The organism is Enterococcus sp. DIV0175 (genome assembly GCF_050529075.1).
GTDB classification, from domain to species: Bacteria; Bacillota; Bacilli; order Lactobacillales; family Enterococcaceae; genus Enterococcus_B; species Enterococcus_B thailandicus.
Genome location: NZ_CP172880.1, coordinates 429,925 through 446,050 on the forward strand (window position 1 = coordinate 429,925; position 16,126 = coordinate 446,050).

15 protein-coding genes are annotated in these 16,126 nt (G+C 37.2%); 12 read left to right on the top strand and 3 right to left on the bottom strand.

The window, feature by feature from the left end; genetic code table 11:
- Window positions 1-123 precede the first annotated feature (123 nt).
- The 4 genes from IGJ76_RS02095 to IGJ76_RS02110 all read left to right on the top strand — a co-directional run bounded on the left by IGJ76_RS02095 (window position 124) and on the right by IGJ76_RS02110 (window position 4,985).
- Entirely contained in the window at window positions 124-873 is a 750-nt protein-coding gene (locus tag IGJ76_RS02095; protein WP_067485367.1) for a hypothetical protein, read from the top strand.
- Between the two features lie 60 nt (window positions 874-933).
- Window positions 934-2,097, top strand: a complete 1,164-nt coding sequence (gene queG, locus IGJ76_RS02100) for a tRNA epoxyqueuosine(34) reductase QueG (RefSeq protein ID WP_067485364.1) — start codon at window positions 934-936, stop codon at window positions 2,095-2,097.
- Between the two features lie 402 nt (window positions 2,098-2,499).
- Window positions 2,500-3,114, top strand: coding sequence for a LysM peptidoglycan-binding domain-containing protein (locus IGJ76_RS02105; RefSeq protein ID WP_095803412.1), 615 nt, complete (start codon window positions 2,500-2,502; stop codon window positions 3,112-3,114).
- A 221-nt stretch (window positions 3,115-3,335) separates the two neighbouring features.
- Window positions 3,336-4,985 carry a phosphoenolpyruvate carboxykinase (ATP) gene (locus IGJ76_RS02110; protein WP_067485358.1) on the top strand — a complete coding sequence of 550 codons (1,650 nt, stop codon included), beginning with the start codon at window positions 3,336-3,338 and terminating at the stop codon, window positions 4,983-4,985.
- A 183-nt stretch (window positions 4,986-5,168) separates the two neighbouring features.
- Here the strand turns inward: IGJ76_RS02110 and IGJ76_RS02115 are convergent, their stop codons facing one another.
- Both IGJ76_RS02115 and IGJ76_RS02120 read right to left on the bottom strand, forming a co-directional pair.
- Window positions 5,169-6,281, bottom strand: a complete 1,113-nt coding sequence (locus tag IGJ76_RS02115) for an NAD(P)/FAD-dependent oxidoreductase (RefSeq protein ID WP_067485355.1) — start codon at window positions 6,279-6,281, stop codon at window positions 5,169-5,171.
- Window positions 6,282-6,358: 77 nt separating this feature from the next.
- Window positions 6,359-7,726: an MFS transporter gene (locus tag IGJ76_RS02120; RefSeq protein WP_067485354.1), complete on the bottom strand. Its 1,368-nt coding sequence runs from the start codon at window positions 7,724-7,726 to the stop codon at window positions 6,359-6,361.
- Between the two features lie 255 nt (window positions 7,727-7,981).
- Between IGJ76_RS02120 and IGJ76_RS02125 the strand changes: the two genes are divergently transcribed.
- The 8 genes from IGJ76_RS02125 (at window position 7,982) to IGJ76_RS02160 (ending at window position 14,319) form a co-directional block, all read left to right on the top strand.
- The gene (locus IGJ76_RS02125; RefSeq protein ID WP_067485351.1) at window positions 7,982-8,605 is read left to right on the top strand and encodes a GyrI-like domain-containing protein; all 624 of its coding nucleotides are present in this window, start codon (window positions 7,982-7,984) and stop codon (window positions 8,603-8,605) included.
- A gap of 82 nt (window positions 8,606-8,687) precedes the next feature.
- Window positions 8,688-9,143 carry an arginine repressor gene (locus IGJ76_RS02130; RefSeq protein WP_067485348.1) on the top strand — a complete coding sequence of 152 codons (456 nt, stop codon included), beginning with the start codon at window positions 8,688-8,690 and terminating at the stop codon, window positions 9,141-9,143.
- A gap of 216 nt (window positions 9,144-9,359) precedes the next feature.
- Window positions 9,360-9,566 (top strand): hypothetical protein, encoded by a 207-nt coding sequence (locus IGJ76_RS02135; protein WP_067485345.1) that lies wholly within the window; start codon window positions 9,360-9,362, stop codon window positions 9,564-9,566.
- A gap of 74 nt (window positions 9,567-9,640) precedes the next feature.
- Window positions 9,641-10,042 carry an organic hydroperoxide resistance protein gene (locus IGJ76_RS02140; RefSeq protein ID WP_067485342.1) on the top strand — a complete coding sequence of 134 codons (402 nt, stop codon included), beginning with the start codon at window positions 9,641-9,643 and terminating at the stop codon, window positions 10,040-10,042.
- Between the two features lie 180 nt (window positions 10,043-10,222).
- A complete protein-coding gene (gene sapR, locus IGJ76_RS02145; protein WP_067485340.1) occupies window positions 10,223-10,897 on the top strand; it encodes a two-component system response regulator SapR in 675 nt (224 codons plus the stop codon).
- Window positions 10,898-10,916: 19 nt separating this feature from the next.
- Window positions 10,917-11,942 (top strand): two-component system sensor histidine kinase SapS, encoded by a 1,026-nt coding sequence (gene sapS, locus IGJ76_RS02150; RefSeq protein ID WP_430596701.1) that lies wholly within the window; start codon window positions 10,917-10,919, stop codon window positions 11,940-11,942.
- 88 nt (window positions 11,943-12,030) lie between these two features.
- A complete protein-coding gene (locus tag IGJ76_RS02155) occupies window positions 12,031-12,897 on the top strand; it encodes a GRP family sugar transporter (RefSeq protein WP_067485334.1) in 867 nt (288 codons plus the stop codon).
- A gap of 36 nt (window positions 12,898-12,933) precedes the next feature.
- Complete coding sequence (locus tag IGJ76_RS02160; RefSeq protein ID WP_067485331.1) at window positions 12,934-14,319, top strand: amino acid permease; 1,386 nt, start codon at window positions 12,934-12,936, stop codon at window positions 14,317-14,319.
- A 498-nt stretch (window positions 14,320-14,817) separates the two neighbouring features.
- Here the strand turns inward: IGJ76_RS02160 and IGJ76_RS02165 are convergent, their stop codons facing one another.
- The gene (locus IGJ76_RS02165) at window positions 14,818-16,017 is read right to left on the bottom strand and encodes a toxic anion resistance protein (protein WP_067485325.1); all 1,200 of its coding nucleotides are present in this window, start codon (window positions 16,015-16,017) and stop codon (window positions 14,818-14,820) included.
- Between the last annotated feature and the right edge of the window lie 109 nt (window positions 16,018-16,126).

Consider the following 16,126-nt stretch of genomic DNA (forward strand, 5'->3'; position numbering starts at 1 on the left):
TCTTTTTTAATTCAATGAGCTAGTTACTTTGGATCATAATTTTTTTTCGCGTTTTTTTAGTGTAATAATGTTTTTTTCTTTCGATTTCCGTTATAGTTAAGGGTAAGAAGGAGAGGTGTAGCTATGAATTTCACACGTAAAGATAAGCATCAAATTAAAGAAGACGTCTTTCGTTTGCTTGACCAACAAGAAGCAACTAAAAAAGACCAAGACCTTCAATTTCTTGAAACCGAGATGGCAAAATTATTCATAGCGAATGCAACAGATGACGCAGTTGAACCAGAACGTTACATTGGAAAGTGGATTTTTGATGAGTTTCAGTCACTGGATGAAACGGCCGGAATTGGTTACTTTGTTTTCATTTCTGCAGTTGGATTTATACCAGGAGTCTTAGTCAAGCAAAATCAAGAAGTTCAAACGAAAGCTTGGCCAGCACTTTTTTCTGTCATTGGTACTGAAAATGTTATTCAGAAAATCCAAGCAGCGTATTATAAGAGTTCATTTATTGCACACAGTAAGTTAATGAATAGCTATTATAACCAGTTGATGTTAGTAGCACGACCAGGAAAAATACCACAAACATTTACTTATACGCAACAAAAAAACTTACATGAAGATGTGTTATACTCTCGAGATTTATCAGAACTTCCTCAAACAGAGCAAGTACGTTTACATCAATTGTTGAATACAAAACCAGTCTCTTGGAACTTCTTCCAAGCATTGGATGACAAAAAAAAGCTAATCTCAACGAATTATTGGGAAGTTTTTGTTACTCGTAATCGTTGGCTAAAGGAAAAGAAAGTCGCTGATCAACAAATTGAGTTCGTCCAATTAAAAAAGGAAAAATTATATTATGGATTATATAGTCGGTAATCTTGCTACCAATAATCTATTACTTAATATAGAAGAAAAATGAAATAAGCGAGGAAATTTATGACTTTAAAGGAAGAAATCATTCGCGAAAGTAAACGCTTGGGTATTGATAAAATCGGGTTCACGACTTCGGAGCCTTTTGATCACTTGAGAGAATCACTGGAAGAACAAAAAGCCGCAGGGCATACTTCTGGTTTTGAGCATCCAGTAATTGAAGAACGACTTTATCCAGAAAAAACATTTGATCAACCTCAATCTATTATTTCAATTGCATTGGCATATCCCACAAAAATTCATGAGGAAATCCCAAAAGATGAAAAAAGAGGGCAATTTGCTCGTGCTTCTTGGGGAATCGATTATCATGATATTCTGCGAGATCGTTTAAATCGTTTGATTGAATTTATTACAACACGCGGAAAACAGTGGCAAGCAGAGGAAGAGTGGCGCTTTGCTCCACAAGTAGACACAGGAGAGTTGATTGATGTAGCAGTCGCACAGCGAGCTGGCTTAGGTTTTATTGGACGCAATGGTCTGCTGATTACGGAAGAGTTTGGTTCTTTTGTTTATTTAGGTGAAATTGTTACAAATATTGTTTTTGAACCGGATGAACCAGGTGTGTTTGGTTGTGGAGATTGTACTCGTTGTATCGACGGCTGTCCGACGAAAGCGCTGCTTGGAGATGGGCGAATGAATGCCCAAAGATGCTTGTCTTATCAGACCCAGACAAAAGGGTTGATGCCAGAAGAGTATCGAAAAAAGATGCGTAATGTCATTTATGGTTGTGATATCTGTCAGCTAGTTTGCCCATATAATAAAGGGAAAGATTTTCATTTCCATGAAGAGATGGAGCCAAAAGTTGATGAAGTATACCCTAAACTAAAACCAATGCTTTCTATTTCTAATAAAGAATTTAAGCAACAATTTGGTCATCTAGCTGGTTCGTGGCGTGGGAAAAAGCCACTTCAACGAAATGCATTGATTGCCTTAGCAAACCTCGGTGATCGAGACTCATTACCGGAGATTGCTGCTTGTCTCAAAGATGTCCGTCCAGTGATTCGTGGAACGGCCGCTTGGGCAATCGGACGTTTGGGTGCGAAAGCTCCAGAAGAATGGTTAACAGTTCTGCAAGACTCATTGGCGAAAGAAACAGATGAAGAAGCGAAGCTAGAATTTGAAAAAGCAATCGAAATTTTACAAACGAAGCAGAGAAAAAAACAGAAATAGCTCAAAAGTGCAAGGATTTGCCTAATTTTTGCTAATTCATTCATTTTTAGTCAGTAATTGTTGTAACAATTACTGACTTTTTTGCTGTTTTTGTTGTTTTTTGACTGAAATTCGTTATTTAAGCAAAAAAAAATGCATTTTTCTTCTAAAATTTTCGTTGTAATGTTACAAAATGTCGAGTTTTTGTGAAAAAACACACGGGTTGATGAAAATGTTTTCTTCTTTGATACCAACGGTTTCTACGACTTTAGTCTGAGAGGGCAGACTAGTGAAATGTTACAAATATTAAAAAAAATGTCATTTTGTCATCAAATGTCATCATTCTTTTACCTATGAAATATTTTCAAATGTTAAAGTTAATGACGTTGAAAGAAACTAAGAGGACATGAGGGAGTTTAATATATGAATTCAATGAAGAAGATCGTTTTAGGAACAACTTTTGCTGCAGGTGCTGCAATGTTTGTGGGAGCTACAGAAGCTCATGCTGACGAAACTTATACAGTCAAATCAGGTGACACTTTATCTACAATTTCACAACAATTTGCAGGTGACAATTCTTTAATTAACACAATTGCAGAAAAAAATTCTATTTCTGATATTAACCGTATCTACGTTGGTGAAGAATTAACTATCCCAACATCAGGCGAAGTTTCAACTAAAGCAGAAGTAAAAACTGAAACTAAACAAGAAACAGCAGCAACTGAACAAGCAACTCAACAATATACATACGTTGCACCAGTTGAAACTGTTGAACCAGTAGTTGCAACACCAGCAGCTCCTGCAGCTCCTGCAGCTTCAACAAGTGATGCAAAAGAATGGATCGCTCAAAGAGAATCAAGCGGTTCTTATACAGCTACTAACGGACGTTACATCGGACGTTACCAATTAGATTCATCATACTTAAATGGTGACTACTCAGCTGCTAACCAAGAACGTGTTGCTGATGAATATGTATCATCACGCTACGGTTCATGGGATGCTGCTAAAGCATTCTGGTTATCAAACGGCTGGTACTAAGTCGAGTAATCAACTGAAACCAAAATAGTTGAAGCCAAGGAAATTACTTTCGAGTGATTTTCTTGGTTTTTTTTTGTTTTTCAAAAAAATAATTGCTATTCTTACATATCTAATTGTGTAGAGGAGCGGATGAGGGATGCCGTAAGACAAAAAAATAGTGCTGAGATATAATAGTTATAAAGCGTTTTCTATTTTTGGTTTAAAAAAGGGAAGGTGAGCGGATGAGTACGATAACGGGATATCCACAAGCAGCAATCAACTCAAAGAGCAGCTTATTTTCGAGTATTCGAGTAATTATTGAAACAGCATTTTATGGAAATAATGTACAAGTGATCGAGCATTTAGCACAAGCATATCAGTTAGCAGCTAATAGTCCTGGGACGATCGTGACAGATTTAGCTGTCTCTCACACAGAAGAGTTAAAACTTCCAAAAGATAGCAAAGTTTTAGTTTTTAATGATGGTGAAATTGTTGGTCGAACTGCGGCAGCACGTAGGGTAATCGGTGAACCAGAGATTAACCAGGTGAAGTATGAAAAAATTTTACGGGAAGCAATTTATCAAAGTAGAACACGTCAGTTTTATCATGGTGAAGTCATTGTTGGGTTGGACCAGGAATTTTCAGTTAAAGCACATGTGCTGATTCCTGAAGGTTTTGAGAATAATCTATACTCGTATTTATTGAACTTTCAAGCGTTAACAGCAGAAATTGAAAACGAGTATCAGCATTCGCAAACATATCATGAGGGCGACTTGTACATCTTTGCTGATCCAGAATGGCAAAACCCAGCGTTTCCTGATGGCTTGGTATTGATTGATGCTGTGCATAATGTAGCAGCCGTTTTGGGACTACGTTACTTTGGTGAGCTAAAAAAAGCAACGCTGACTCTTGCTTGGGCGCTAGCAAATCGAAATGGTTTCATTGCGTGTCATGGAGGACTGAAGCAATATCAATTTCCATCACATCATTACACGATGGCCGTTTTTGGCTTATCTGGTTCTGGAAAGTCAACGATTACGTTAGCAAAACGCGCAGATGATGTAGTAACTGTGCTGCATGATGATGCGTTTGTCATCTCAAAAACAAAAGGATCAACCACGGCACTTGAGCCAGCCTACTTTGATAAAACACAAGACTATGCTTCAGATGATCCAACAATTGCATCATTTTTAACCTGTCAAAATGTGGGGGTGACGCTGAATGACTCTGGGAAAAAAGTATTGGTGACTGAAGATATTCGTAATGGCAATGGTCGGGCAATCAAATCACGATTTGTTACGCCAAATCGTGTAGATCATTTAGATGATAAAATCGACGCAGTTTTTTGGATTATGAAAGATGATGTTTTTCCGCCGGTTGTTAAAATGAATGATCCTATCTTAGCCGCAATTTTCGGTGCAACATTAGCAACAAAACGGTCAAGTGCAGAAAACATTCGAAATCAAGAAGAAGTGGATCAGCTAGTCTTCGTTCCATACGCTAATCCATTTAGAGTATATCCATTAGCTGAAGACTATCAAGCTTTTAAAGAGCTGTTTGAGCAACAAAACACCGATTGCTATATTTTAAATACAGGATTTTTTGACCAAAAAAAAATTACACCTGAAATCACATTGAAAAGTGTAGAGGCTATTGCTAAAAAACAAGTGCAATTTCTGCCACTAGGAAAGTTAACGGAATTGTCTTATTTACCGATAGCTGGATTTTCTGAGCGATTTAATGAGGTAACTTATCAAGAACGTTTGTATCAGCGGTTGAGTTCAAGAAATCAATTTCTGCAAGAACAAGCAGAGCTTTTAGGGGGATACCATGAACTTCCTGCTGAAGCAACGGAATATTTGGAACGATTATTGAAAAAGTTGAAGAAATAAAGAGAGCCTGTGGAAATCAAACAGTCATCTTTTGAGAGCAGACAACATATTGGTTTGCAGTATAGGAGAAAGAGATGATTTTAACAAATTTTTTGGGGTAAATTAATGATTGATTGACCTATCAAGTGAACAAGAAGAACAAAAAAGAGCGAGACAGATGTCCGCTCTTTTTTTAACTCACACTCAACTAACTGACTTCGAGATATAAGTTTTTATTTCTTTTTGATAATTTTTTTTCTGCCAATTTCCCGTGTTTAGGTAGTCCGCTAACAAATACCCGATATAAGGACCTGTTGTTAAACCAGAGGAACCTAGCCCGCTTGCAACTAATAAGGTGGGATCATCTGGAACCGAACCGAAAAATGGTGAAAAATCAGACGTATATGCACGAGTACCCACACGAAAATGATAGTGCCAATCGTTTAGTTGCTCCGGTTTTGCTAAAAATTGTTTCGTGTGAGTAGTAAGCATTTCATAAGCTGTTTTAGTAGGAGCTAAGTCCCAACCACCGTCGTTTTCATGCGTGGCACCAATCAAAATTTTACCAGACATGAACGGAATAAAATCAGCTTCACCATCAAGCATCGCTACAGGCCATTCGCTACTGTGTTGATATGGAGAGTCAAAAACTAATAATTGTCCTTTTTGAGGTCGAATATCAACTGTATAGCCAATTGTTTCCAGCAAAGGTTTTAATGCGGGACCCGGAGTAAGAATGATTCGATCAACTAGTTTTTCACCAAAATCGCCTTGAATCAACCATGCATCACCTTTTGGTTGAAACGAAACGCGATCATTGATAATTGCCACTTGCTGATGGGTTAATCGTTTTGCTAGTTGCGTTAAATAAGCTTTGCCGTCAAGTTTTCCTCCACCACTGATATGAAGTGAAGGTGCTGGTTTAAGCAGTTCAAGTTTAGTGGCCGTTTGAGTTGGTGTTAGTAGTTCGATATCACCGATTTCTGGTGCTTCCTTTTTGCGTTCCTCCGCTAATTCTGCAAGTGAAATTAAGTCTTCTTGAGAACGTAATAAAAGAGTTCCTGAACGATCATAAATGGTTGAATCCAGTTGAAAATCTTGAATCAATTTATCGAAGAAAGCAGCACCATCTTTTGCTAGTTGATACCACTGTTTGTTCCGTCTTTTGGAAAGCCAAGGAGAAATTATTCCTGCACTGGCTTTTGTTGCTTGACCAGTAGCGTCATCGAATAAAGTGACCTCGAATTTTGTTGTATCTAAGTAATTTGCGAGGGTCATACCGATGATTCCACCGCCAATAATGGCAATTTTTTCCATAAAAGAGCCTCCTTTTTCGTTCTCATTCTTACACAAAAAGAAGATGGATGCAAACACCCATCTTCTTTCGTTTAATTTTATTTTTTATTTAAATAGTAAGGCATGAATTGAGCAAAGCTGATAATCAGCAAGACAAGTAAAACACCGAGTGCTGCTTTTGAACCTAAAGTAGTAGCTGCTTCATAATTCAAAGTGGAATGGTCTTGTACAAGGTTGATAATGATTGCTACCAGTGATGTAGCAATCGCACCAGAGAATTGTTGAAGAGTGTTGAATAGCGCATTTCCATCTCCTTGTAACTCTTCGCTTAAGGCGTTCATCCCAGTAGTCATCATATTGCTGTAAGAAAGTCCGATACCAATCATGTAGAAAACATGACAAGCCACTAACCAAATCAAAGAAGCATGACCAATCAATAGAACGAGCGCCAACCAACCAATGAAGGATAAGATCAAACCAACTAAGATTGGTTTTTTAGGTCCATGTTGGTCGAGTAATTTTCCAGAGAATGGAGATAAAATCGCACCGATTGCGGCTCCCGGAAGCATGGACAAACCAGCGATAAAGGCAGTATCTCCCTGAACGATTTGAATGAAATTTGGTAGGACAAATGAAACGCCAAGTAATAGAAATTGATAAATTAAGAAACTAAATAGAAATAATCGGAAGGTTTTGTTAGATAAAATTGATAAGCGAATCAATGGTTGCTCGATTGTTTTCGAACGTTGATAGAATAAAAAGAAACCAATGATTGCGATAATCAAAGCAAGCCAACTAATTAGCTGACCAATCGTGCTCAGGAAGGTTAAAGCACCGCTGAAAAGTAAACATAAACCTAGTACGCTAAGAAAATCTAAGTGGCCACCTTTTTCTACACTTGTTTCTGGGATGGAGAATAGACCGATCACTAATGAAATCAGTAAAACTGGTACAAGGAATAGGAAAATGTGATTCCAAGTAAAAGCGGAGGTCAAAATTCCACCATAAGTTGGTCCAATAGCCGGAGCAATTGCAGTAGTCAATGTTCCGACACCAATCATCGTACCACGGCGATTCATGGGGGCATACGTCAAAATGATATGAAACATCAATGGAAGCGCGATACCAGTCGCAATCCCTTGTAATAGGCGCCCCATTAGGAGAATCATGAAAGTTGGTGAGAAAAAATCAACTAAGATACCAGTAAGAAACAGAAAATTTGAAAATAAAAATAATTTTCGAATACTAAAATTGCGGTTTAAATAGGTTGATAACGGCACGATGATTGAAATCATCAATAAGTAAATCGTTGTTACCCATTGGACTTGAGCCGTTGTCAAATCAAATTGAGTAATCAGCGTTGGAAAAGTTACGTTCATCGCAGTTTCAATCAGAACACCTGCGAAGGACATAATACCAGTTGCAATCACTGCGGGAACAAGTAGTAGTTCTTTTTGTTTTGTCATACATTTCACCTCTTAAAAATTTCGCAAAAAAAGAGAGAAGATTTCTATTAAAAAATAGAAACCGCCTCTCTCTCGACACGCATTTACGTGTTATCTGTACGATTGTTTGCTGGGATTATTTTAGCATAGACTCAAATTTTATGTCAATAAGATTAGTCAAGGATCCTCAAAAAGGTTATGATTGAATGGAGTGTGAAAATGGAAACAAATCAAAAAAATCGTAAATACATAAAGCAAGGGTAGGAGAAAAACAAAATGGATAAAATTGAATGGCGTAAAGCTGAACCAGGCTATCGGGTAACAAAAAAAACGCAGATTTTAGAATTGCCTGAACAAAATTTTTTCACAATTAAAGGTGTAGGAGATCCAAACCAAGAAGATTTCCAACGACGTATTGGGACATTGTATCCAGTGAGTTATGCAATTAAAATGTCACCGAAAAACAATTGGAACATTCCTGGTTATCAACCCTATACTGTCTATCCATTAGAAGGTCAATGGGGATTACAAGAAAAGTATTTGCAGGAAAAAGTGATGCTAAAAGACCATTTTGCTTATCAATTGATGATTAAACAACCTGATTTCGTGACACCAGAGATTGCCCAGCTTGCAATTGAGCGTTCGGCAAAAAAAATTCCCGAAGATTTGCTTACACAATTACAATTCGAGGTGATTGAAGAAGGGGTAGTTGGACAAATTTTACACATTGGTTCTTATGATGAAGAGCAGGAGAGTTTTGAAAAATTAACCGCTTTTCTTGAAGAAGAAGGCTATTATCGAGTATCCAAAGAGCATAAAGAAATCTATCTAAGTGATCCTAGAAGAGTGGCACCAGAAAAACGAAAAACAATTTTACGTGTGCGCATTGCAAAAAAATAGGCGAATCAGAAGTAATTTCTAAAGTAAACACGCAAATGATTGAGTAAGTTTGTTATAATTATGGATGAGAGAGGTGTCCAGGATGAAAAAAAGTCAACGACAGGCATTGATTCGCCAAATAATTACAGAATATCCAATTAGCACGCAAGAAGAGTTGCTTGCACGATTAGAGGAATCGGGTGTTAGTGCAACTCAAGCAACAATTTCTCGTGATATTCGTGAAATGAAAGTGATTAAGGTTCAAGACGAAGAGCAACGTGTTCGTTATTCTCTTTTTAGTCAACCATCCGTTTCGTTAAATGAGCAACGTTTGCGCTCTGCCGTTAAGCGAGAAGTTTTACGAATTGAGACAGTCCAATTTATGGTTGTTGTGTTAACTGAAAAAAATGGAGCAGATGTGGTAACAAACTGGTTGGATGAAGTTGCTTATCCAGAAGTTGCAGCGACAATTGCAGGCTTTGATACATTTATCGTCGTTTGTCGTTCAGAAAGTGAAGCACAAGCATTCGCCGAAAAATTAGAAAGTATGCGCGAATAACGCCAAAGTCAAATAATAAGTAGTAGTAATAGCTAGAACTGTTTTTGACACAAAGATTGTGAACTTGAATTTTTGGTAGTTATTTGCAGGACTTATTTATGAAAGCGTTATAAAAGCGAGCTTGAGTGGCTGGAAGATCTATCTGAGTTAGGGTAAGAAAGAAGTCAAAAGGTGAGGAAGTTTGTTCGTTTTCTGGTAATGGAGGAGGAGGAAAAAATGATGACGGGTATGATTATTTTTTTGACTGTGTTGGTGTATGGAGTAAATTTTTTAGTATATATGTATCTTAAAATCAATAAAATTAAGGATTATCTAGAAAAATTAGCTATTTATTTTGGAACAAACATGACGTTGTTATTTACAAGTGGTATTTTTATGTTTTTTGGTAAACTAGTTGAAGATGGCATTTTAGCATTTGAATGAGCAGATTCTTTGAATAAACGTCTCCAATAGGCTTACACTAGAAGTGTAGTAAGAAAGTCGAAAGGAGTAGTACAATGAAAAAATTATACGAAACAGCGATGATTAATCATGGCGGGCGAGAAGGCTCAGTCGAAGCACCAAATGGTTCAATGCACATGAAGATCACACCACCAGGAATCCATGCGGAGGGAACAAATCCTGAACAATTATTTGCAGCGGGATATGCTTCATGTTTTAATGGTGCATTACAGCACATGGTCAAAGAAGCAGGCTTAGATGCTGATTCAACAGTTAAAGCACGCGTTTCACTTTACACATTAGATGATGGTGGCTACCAAATTGGTGTTGTTCTAGAAGCTCATGTGGAAGGTGTTAGTGAAGAAGAAGCACGAAAATTAGTTGATGATGCACATGAATTTTGCCCTTATTCAAAAGCAACTAAGGGAAATATCGAAGTACAAGTAGACCTTGTTTAATAGTATTAATGTAAGAATATTTGAACGTAAGAGCTGACTTAGCTGTCAGTTTTTACGTTTTTTTGTTTTTTAATCGTTCAAACATTTATAATCAATTATAAAGAAACGGAAACCACAGTTGTCATGGGCTGTGGGGTTTGCTATTGTAGATGCAAGAAGAGAAAGTGGGAGGATTAGTCGATGGCAAAAATCATGGTAGTCGAAGACGAAGAAGTCATTCGTCAGCTAATTATGGAAGAGTTAGAAAAGTGGCAATTTGAAACGTTTGGAACAACTGATTTTAATCAAGTTTTTTCGGATTTTGAAGAAGAAGCACCGCAATTAGTTTTATTAGATATCAATCTTCCAGTTTTCGATGGTTATTACTGGTGTCAAAAAATTCGCGAAGTATCAAAAGTACCAATTATTTTTATCTCAAGCCGTAATACGAATATGGATATGATTATGGCAATGAATATGGGAGCAGATGATTTTGTAACCAAACCATTTCAAGTGGACGTGTTGATTGCTAAGATCAACGCGCTATTGCGTCGATCTTACAATTATACGGAGCTGTCTAGTGAAATGATGAGTCATAATGGCATCACGTTAAACGTTGATAATGGCAGTATGGAAATTGACGGAGAAATCATTGATCTAAGTAAAAATGAATATCGATTATTATTTATTTTAATGAAGCAACATGGGAAAATTTTAAGTCGTGAAAAGTTATTGCGCGCTTTGTGGGATGATGAACGTTTTGTTGATGACAATACGTTGACCGTGAATATCAATCGCTTGCGAAGAAAAATCGAACAAGCCGGAATCATGGGCTACATTGAAACAAAAGTTGGACAAGGATATATTGTTCCTTAGAAAGGGCGGACAATAGCCAATGAATTTTTTTAGGTATTTAAAAGATCAATGGTCTTTAATTTTAGGCTGGCTTTTTTTCATGATATTGACAGCTTTCGTTATGTGGTTAGCGCCTAATATCGTAGTTGATTGGGAAACGATTGCTTATCTGACTGTTATCCAAAGTGTTTTTTTAGCATTTTATTTATTAGGTGGTTACCTCGGAAAACGTCGCTGGTGGTCACATTTGGCAAACGTGAAAGAACATTCTCCTTTGCAAAGTTACTTAGAGGGCGGTCATACGGAAGAAGAGAAGCTAGTTGAAGAATATATCAATCAACTGATTCGAGAACATCAAGAACTGATGCAGCAAGCCATCAGTAATCAACAGGATCAAAAAGATTACATTGATTCATGGGTGCATGAAATCAAAGTGCCTTTAGCAGCTTCAGAATTGTTGGTGCGTTCGGTTGAATTTGATATTGATGATAAAAAGTATATGTTATTAGAAAATGAGCTGTCAAAAATTGATGAGTATGTTGAGCAAGTGTTATACTACGCACGCTTAGATAGTTTTTCGAGAGATTATTTAATCCAAGAGTATAGCTTAAAAGGAATTATCCAACCTGTGATTCGCAGTCAAGCCAATTATTTTATTCAAAAACAAATCCGTTATGAGATTATTGGCGAGGATGCCGTGGTATTAACCGATGCGAAATGGGTTGCATTTATTTTCAAACAATTATTAAGTAATGCAATCAAATACACACCAAATCATGGAGAAATCATGATTTTAATCGAAACAACAGCTCAGGGAGTAACTTTAGCGGTGAAAGATTCTGGAATTGGTATCCCTACTGAAGATGTAAAACGAATTTTTGACAAGGGCTTCACAGGTGTCAATGGCCGCTTGACGCAGCAGCATTCAACAGGTTTAGGTCTGTACTTAGCAAAGAATCTGGCAGAAAAATTAGGTCTGAAATTAACCGCGGATTCAATCCAAAATCATGGTACAACGATGACTATTTTATTTCCAACCTTAAATTTCTACAATGAAGAACGTTAGAAAATCGTTAGAAAAGAAAAAATTTGCTTGTGTTGTTAACGTTTTCCCTGATAAGTTTCTTTACATGTGAAATAAAAGGAGAAAAGTTATGGAAATATTAATAGCATTAATCCCTATGCTTGCTTGGGGAAGTATCGGCTTAGTCAGCGGAAAAATTGGTGGCGATGCCAATCAACAAACTTTAGGAATGACCATAGGTGCATTCTTGTTTTCTTTAGTCTTATTTTTTGTAGTAAATCCAGTAATTACCCCTTGGATTTTCTTGATCGGATTTTTATCTGGTTTAGCGTGGAGCGTTGGTCAAAATGGTCAATTCCATGGAATGAAATTTATGGGTGTATCTGTTGGCTTGCCATTATCAACTGGTTTTCAATTGATTTTGAATACGATTGCGGGCGCGGTGTTCTTCCATGAATGGACGCAAACAAAAGATTTTATTTACGGTTTTATTGCTTTAGCGTTACTTGTAAGTGGTGCTTATTTGACTGCCCGCCAAGATGAGGACGGAAAAGTAAACACGGATAATAAAATGCTTGATTTTGGAAAGGGTTTTAGAGCATTAATCTATTCAACATTAGGTTATGGCGTCTACACGATTATCATTACTTGGGCACATCTTGACGCATGGTCAATTATCTTGCCACAAAGTGTTGGGATGATTTTAGGTGCAAGTTTCTTTGCCTTTAAAAAAGTTAAAATCGATCAATTTGTTTGGAAAAACATGATTTCTGGCTTACTTTGGGGAATCGGTAATATTTGTATGTTGTTAACAGTTAAATCACTAGGCTTAGCAGTAGGTTTTTCTTTATCACAAATGGGAATCATCATCTCAACTTTAGGTGGTATTTTCATTTTAGGCGAACACAAAACCAAAAAAGAAATGGTTTACGTGATTGTTGGTTGCCTTCTAGTCATTTTAGGTGGTATCCTTTTAGGGTATATGAAAACAGTTTAATTACTGTTTTCCAACCTAAAATGGGGAGGAACTTCAATGGATTTATTTCGTAAGAAAAAGATCGAGCTCAATCAAACGAGTGGTATGAAAAAAGAATTAAAAACAACGGATTTGATTATGCTAGGTATTGGTGCAATCATCGGAACCGGAATATTTGTAGTGACAGGAGTTGCGGCCAATCAAAATGCAGGCCCAGCACTGTCACTTTCGTTCGTTCTAGCGGCAGTTGTTGTTATTCTATCAGGACTAAGTTTTGCTGAATTTGCATCACGCGTACCAATACTTGGTGGGCCATATGCGTATCTGTACGTCGTATTTGGGGAATTCATTGCATGGTTGACTGGTTGGTTGCTGATAGGCGAATTTTTACTAGCTGTATCATCAGTTGCATCTGGTTGGTCTGGATATGTTCAAGGATTTTTGGCTAGTCTGGGTGTGGAATTACCGACAGCATTAACCGGAGGATATAATCCTGGAAAGGGTACGTATCTGGATCTAATTGCGATCTTAGTTGTTGTGTTTGTAACTTATATCGTTTCATTGGAAGCAAAGAAAGCTTTGCGTTTAAATAATGTAATGGTATTTGTTAAATTTGGAATTATTGCTTTATTTATTGTTGTAGGAATCTTTTTTGTAAAACCTGCAAATTGGACACCGTTTACGCCATTTGGTTTTTCAGGTGTGTTAGATGGGGCGGCACTAGTCTTTTTTGCCTTTCTAGGTTTTGATGCGGTAGCAATGGCAGCTGAGGAAGTGAAAAATCCACAAAAAGATGTTCCAAGAGGAATTATTGGTTCGATTTTAATTGCGACAGTTTTATACATTGTAGTGACGTTGATTTTAACAGGAATTGTACCATTTACAGAATTAGGTGTGAGTGATCCAGTAGCGTTTGCGATGCGTTATGTAGGCCATGATACAGTCGGGGCAATTATTGCAGTCGGAGCGATACTGACGTTATTAACAGTGACGATTTCAATGATGTATTCTTTAGCCAGATTGTTATTTGCGATTAGTAAAGATGGTTTGTTGCCAAAATACATGACGGAGATTGACGAAAAACATCGGACACCTAAAAAAGCAACTTATACAGCCGGTGTGGTAGCAGTCTTTTTTGCTGGGGCATTTCCACTTGATATTTTAGCTGAATTAACTAATATCACTGCGTTAACTTACTTGATTCTGGTAAGTTTAGGATTGTTGAAATTAAGAAAGCAATTTGGTCAACCAAAAGCGGGAGAATTCAAAGTGCCGTTTGTACCAGTTCTACCGGTGATTTCTATTTTGACTTGTGTGGTATTGATGTTACGTTTACAGGCGATTACGTGGATCGTTTTTGCAATCGTTATGGTGATTGGCTTGCTTATCTACTTTACTTACGGGTATAAAAATAGCGTTATGAATCAACAACAAGGCGAGTAATAATTGAATAAATGACAATGAAAAAGGGGTTGTGACAATGATTTTGTCACAACCCTTTTTTTCAAAGAAATGGTGTTTCAGAAGTAATTCTGGGCTTATTTATTGATGCTAATGGAGCCACAACCTCTATTCACGGTGTTCCCCAAGCAACTCCTCGAAATAATCTGTAACTGACCAAAAATATGAAAAGCTATTTTTGCCAGTTACTTTTTATTTTTCGGAGCTGACCGCTTGGAGCCACAACCTTTATCCACGGTGTTCCCCAAGCAACTCCTCGAAATAATCTGTAGCTGACCAAAAATATGAAAAGCTATTTTGCCAGTTGCTTTTTATTTTTCGGAGCTGACCGCTTGGAGCCACAACCTTTATCCACGGTGTTCCCAAGGCAGCTTCTTCGGCAATAAGTCCTTCTTTCATAAAAACATGAGGAACTGTTTTTAGAAAGAAATTCTTATTGCTTGAAGCTAAACGCCTTGTGCCACAACCTTTTTAGTCACTTTATTGTGTTAAATCAAGTAATTTTTGTTTCAAGTCTTCTTCCATATTTGATAGTTCAAGTTCTGCATGGCGACGTTTTTCTTTACCTTCTTGTTGGATACGTAAAGTTTCTTGGATTGTTTCAACGAGATCATTTTGTGTTTTTTGTAGTGTTTCGATGTCCACAATTCCTCGTTCGTTTTCTTTCGCCGTTTCAATAGCAGAAATTTTCAACATTTCTGAGTTTTTCTTCAGTAAGTCATTGGTTGTTTCAGAAACTTGACGTTGCGCAGTGACAGCATCTTTTTGACGAAGCAACGTCAATGCAATGACAACTTGGTTTTTCCATAAAGGAATCGCTGTCGCAACCGAAGCTTGAATTTTTTCTGCTAGTGCTTGGTTGGTATTCTGAATCAGCCGAATTTGTGGTGCTTGTTGAATCGTGATTTGTCTTGCTAAACGTAAATCGTGGGTACGCTTATCTAAACGATCTAAAAATTGGGTGTAGTCGTTAGCAATTTGGACATCCATTTGATCGCCGGTTTCTTCTGCTTTCTTCATTGCTTCAGGAATAGTCGTTGTTTGTAACTCTTCCATTTTTAGTTCCCCAGCGGCAATATAAATGTTTAGCGCATCAAAATAGTCTTTATTTTTTTGATAAAGCTGTTCAAGCATTAAATTATCTTTTAGGAGGCCATCTTTTTCTTTATCTAATTTAACAGCAATTTTATCGATTTGTGCACCAATTTTTTGGTATTTTGCAGTTACTTCATAAATAGATTGCTTTACTTTACCAAAAACACGTTGGAAAATATTTCCTTCACCAGCGCGTAGCTCATCTGGATTTGCTTCTTGTAAACGATACATCAATTCTGTTAAAGAATCCCCAACTGGTCCAATGTCTTGTACTTGTACATGATTCAGCATTGATTGTGAAAATTCACTTAGTTTGGTTTGCGCAGCAGAGCCATAACTGATGACTGATTGTGCATCGGTGGCATCAATCTTTCCAGCTAGTTGTTTTGCTTGTTCCTGGCGTTCTGGGGGTAATTTATCAATCAAGCGTGTTGCGACTTGTTGCTCTTGTAAAGCATTGATTTCTGCTTGTTGCGTTTGAGTTAATGTATCTGTCGGTGTTGAAAAAGGATTGTTTAATAGGTCATCTAACGTACTATCTACAGGTGTAACATTTTTTAGTTCATTTGGCTTGTTATTGTCCATCTGAGTTCCTCCTTAGGGCTTGTGGTAAATGGTATAAAAAATCCGAGAGACGGAAATTGACAGCTAAGTTTGAAAATAACTCGAAGCACACCGAAAAAGCGGCAACTGC

Coding starts and splice junctions, on each gene's coding strand:
- IGJ76_RS02095 (WP_067485367.1), top strand. CDS start 124: ATGAATTTCACACGTAAAGATAAGCATCAAATTAAAGAAGACGTCTTT.
- queG (WP_067485364.1), top strand. CDS start 934: ATGACTTTAAAGGAAGAAATCATTCGCGAAAGTAAACGCTTGGGTATT.
- IGJ76_RS02105 (WP_095803412.1), top strand. CDS start 2,500: ATGAATTCAATGAAGAAGATCGTTTTAGGAACAACTTTTGCTGCAGGT.
- IGJ76_RS02110 (WP_067485358.1), top strand. CDS start 3,336: ATGAGTACGATAACGGGATATCCACAAGCAGCAATCAACTCAAAGAGC.
- IGJ76_RS02115 (WP_067485355.1), bottom strand. CDS start 6,281: ATGGAAAAAATTGCCATTATTGGCGGTGGAATCATCGGTATGACCCTC.
- IGJ76_RS02120 (WP_067485354.1), bottom strand. CDS start 7,726: ATGACAAAACAAAAAGAACTACTACTTGTTCCCGCAGTGATTGCAACT.
- IGJ76_RS02125 (WP_067485351.1), top strand. CDS start 7,982: ATGGATAAAATTGAATGGCGTAAAGCTGAACCAGGCTATCGGGTAACA.
- IGJ76_RS02130 (WP_067485348.1), top strand. CDS start 8,688: ATGAAAAAAAGTCAACGACAGGCATTGATTCGCCAAATAATTACAGAA.
- IGJ76_RS02135 (WP_067485345.1), top strand. CDS start 9,360: ATGATGACGGGTATGATTATTTTTTTGACTGTGTTGGTGTATGGAGTA.
- IGJ76_RS02140 (WP_067485342.1), top strand. CDS start 9,641: ATGAAAAAATTATACGAAACAGCGATGATTAATCATGGCGGGCGAGAA.
- sapR (WP_067485340.1), top strand. CDS start 10,223: ATGGCAAAAATCATGGTAGTCGAAGACGAAGAAGTCATTCGTCAGCTA.
- sapS (WP_430596701.1), top strand. CDS start 10,917: ATGAATTTTTTTAGGTATTTAAAAGATCAATGGTCTTTAATTTTAGGC.
- IGJ76_RS02155 (WP_067485334.1), top strand. CDS start 12,031: ATGGAAATATTAATAGCATTAATCCCTATGCTTGCTTGGGGAAGTATC.
- IGJ76_RS02160 (WP_067485331.1), top strand. CDS start 12,934: ATGGATTTATTTCGTAAGAAAAAGATCGAGCTCAATCAAACGAGTGGT.
- IGJ76_RS02165 (WP_067485325.1), bottom strand. CDS start 16,017: ATGGACAATAACAAGCCAAATGAACTAAAAAATGTTACACCTGTAGAT.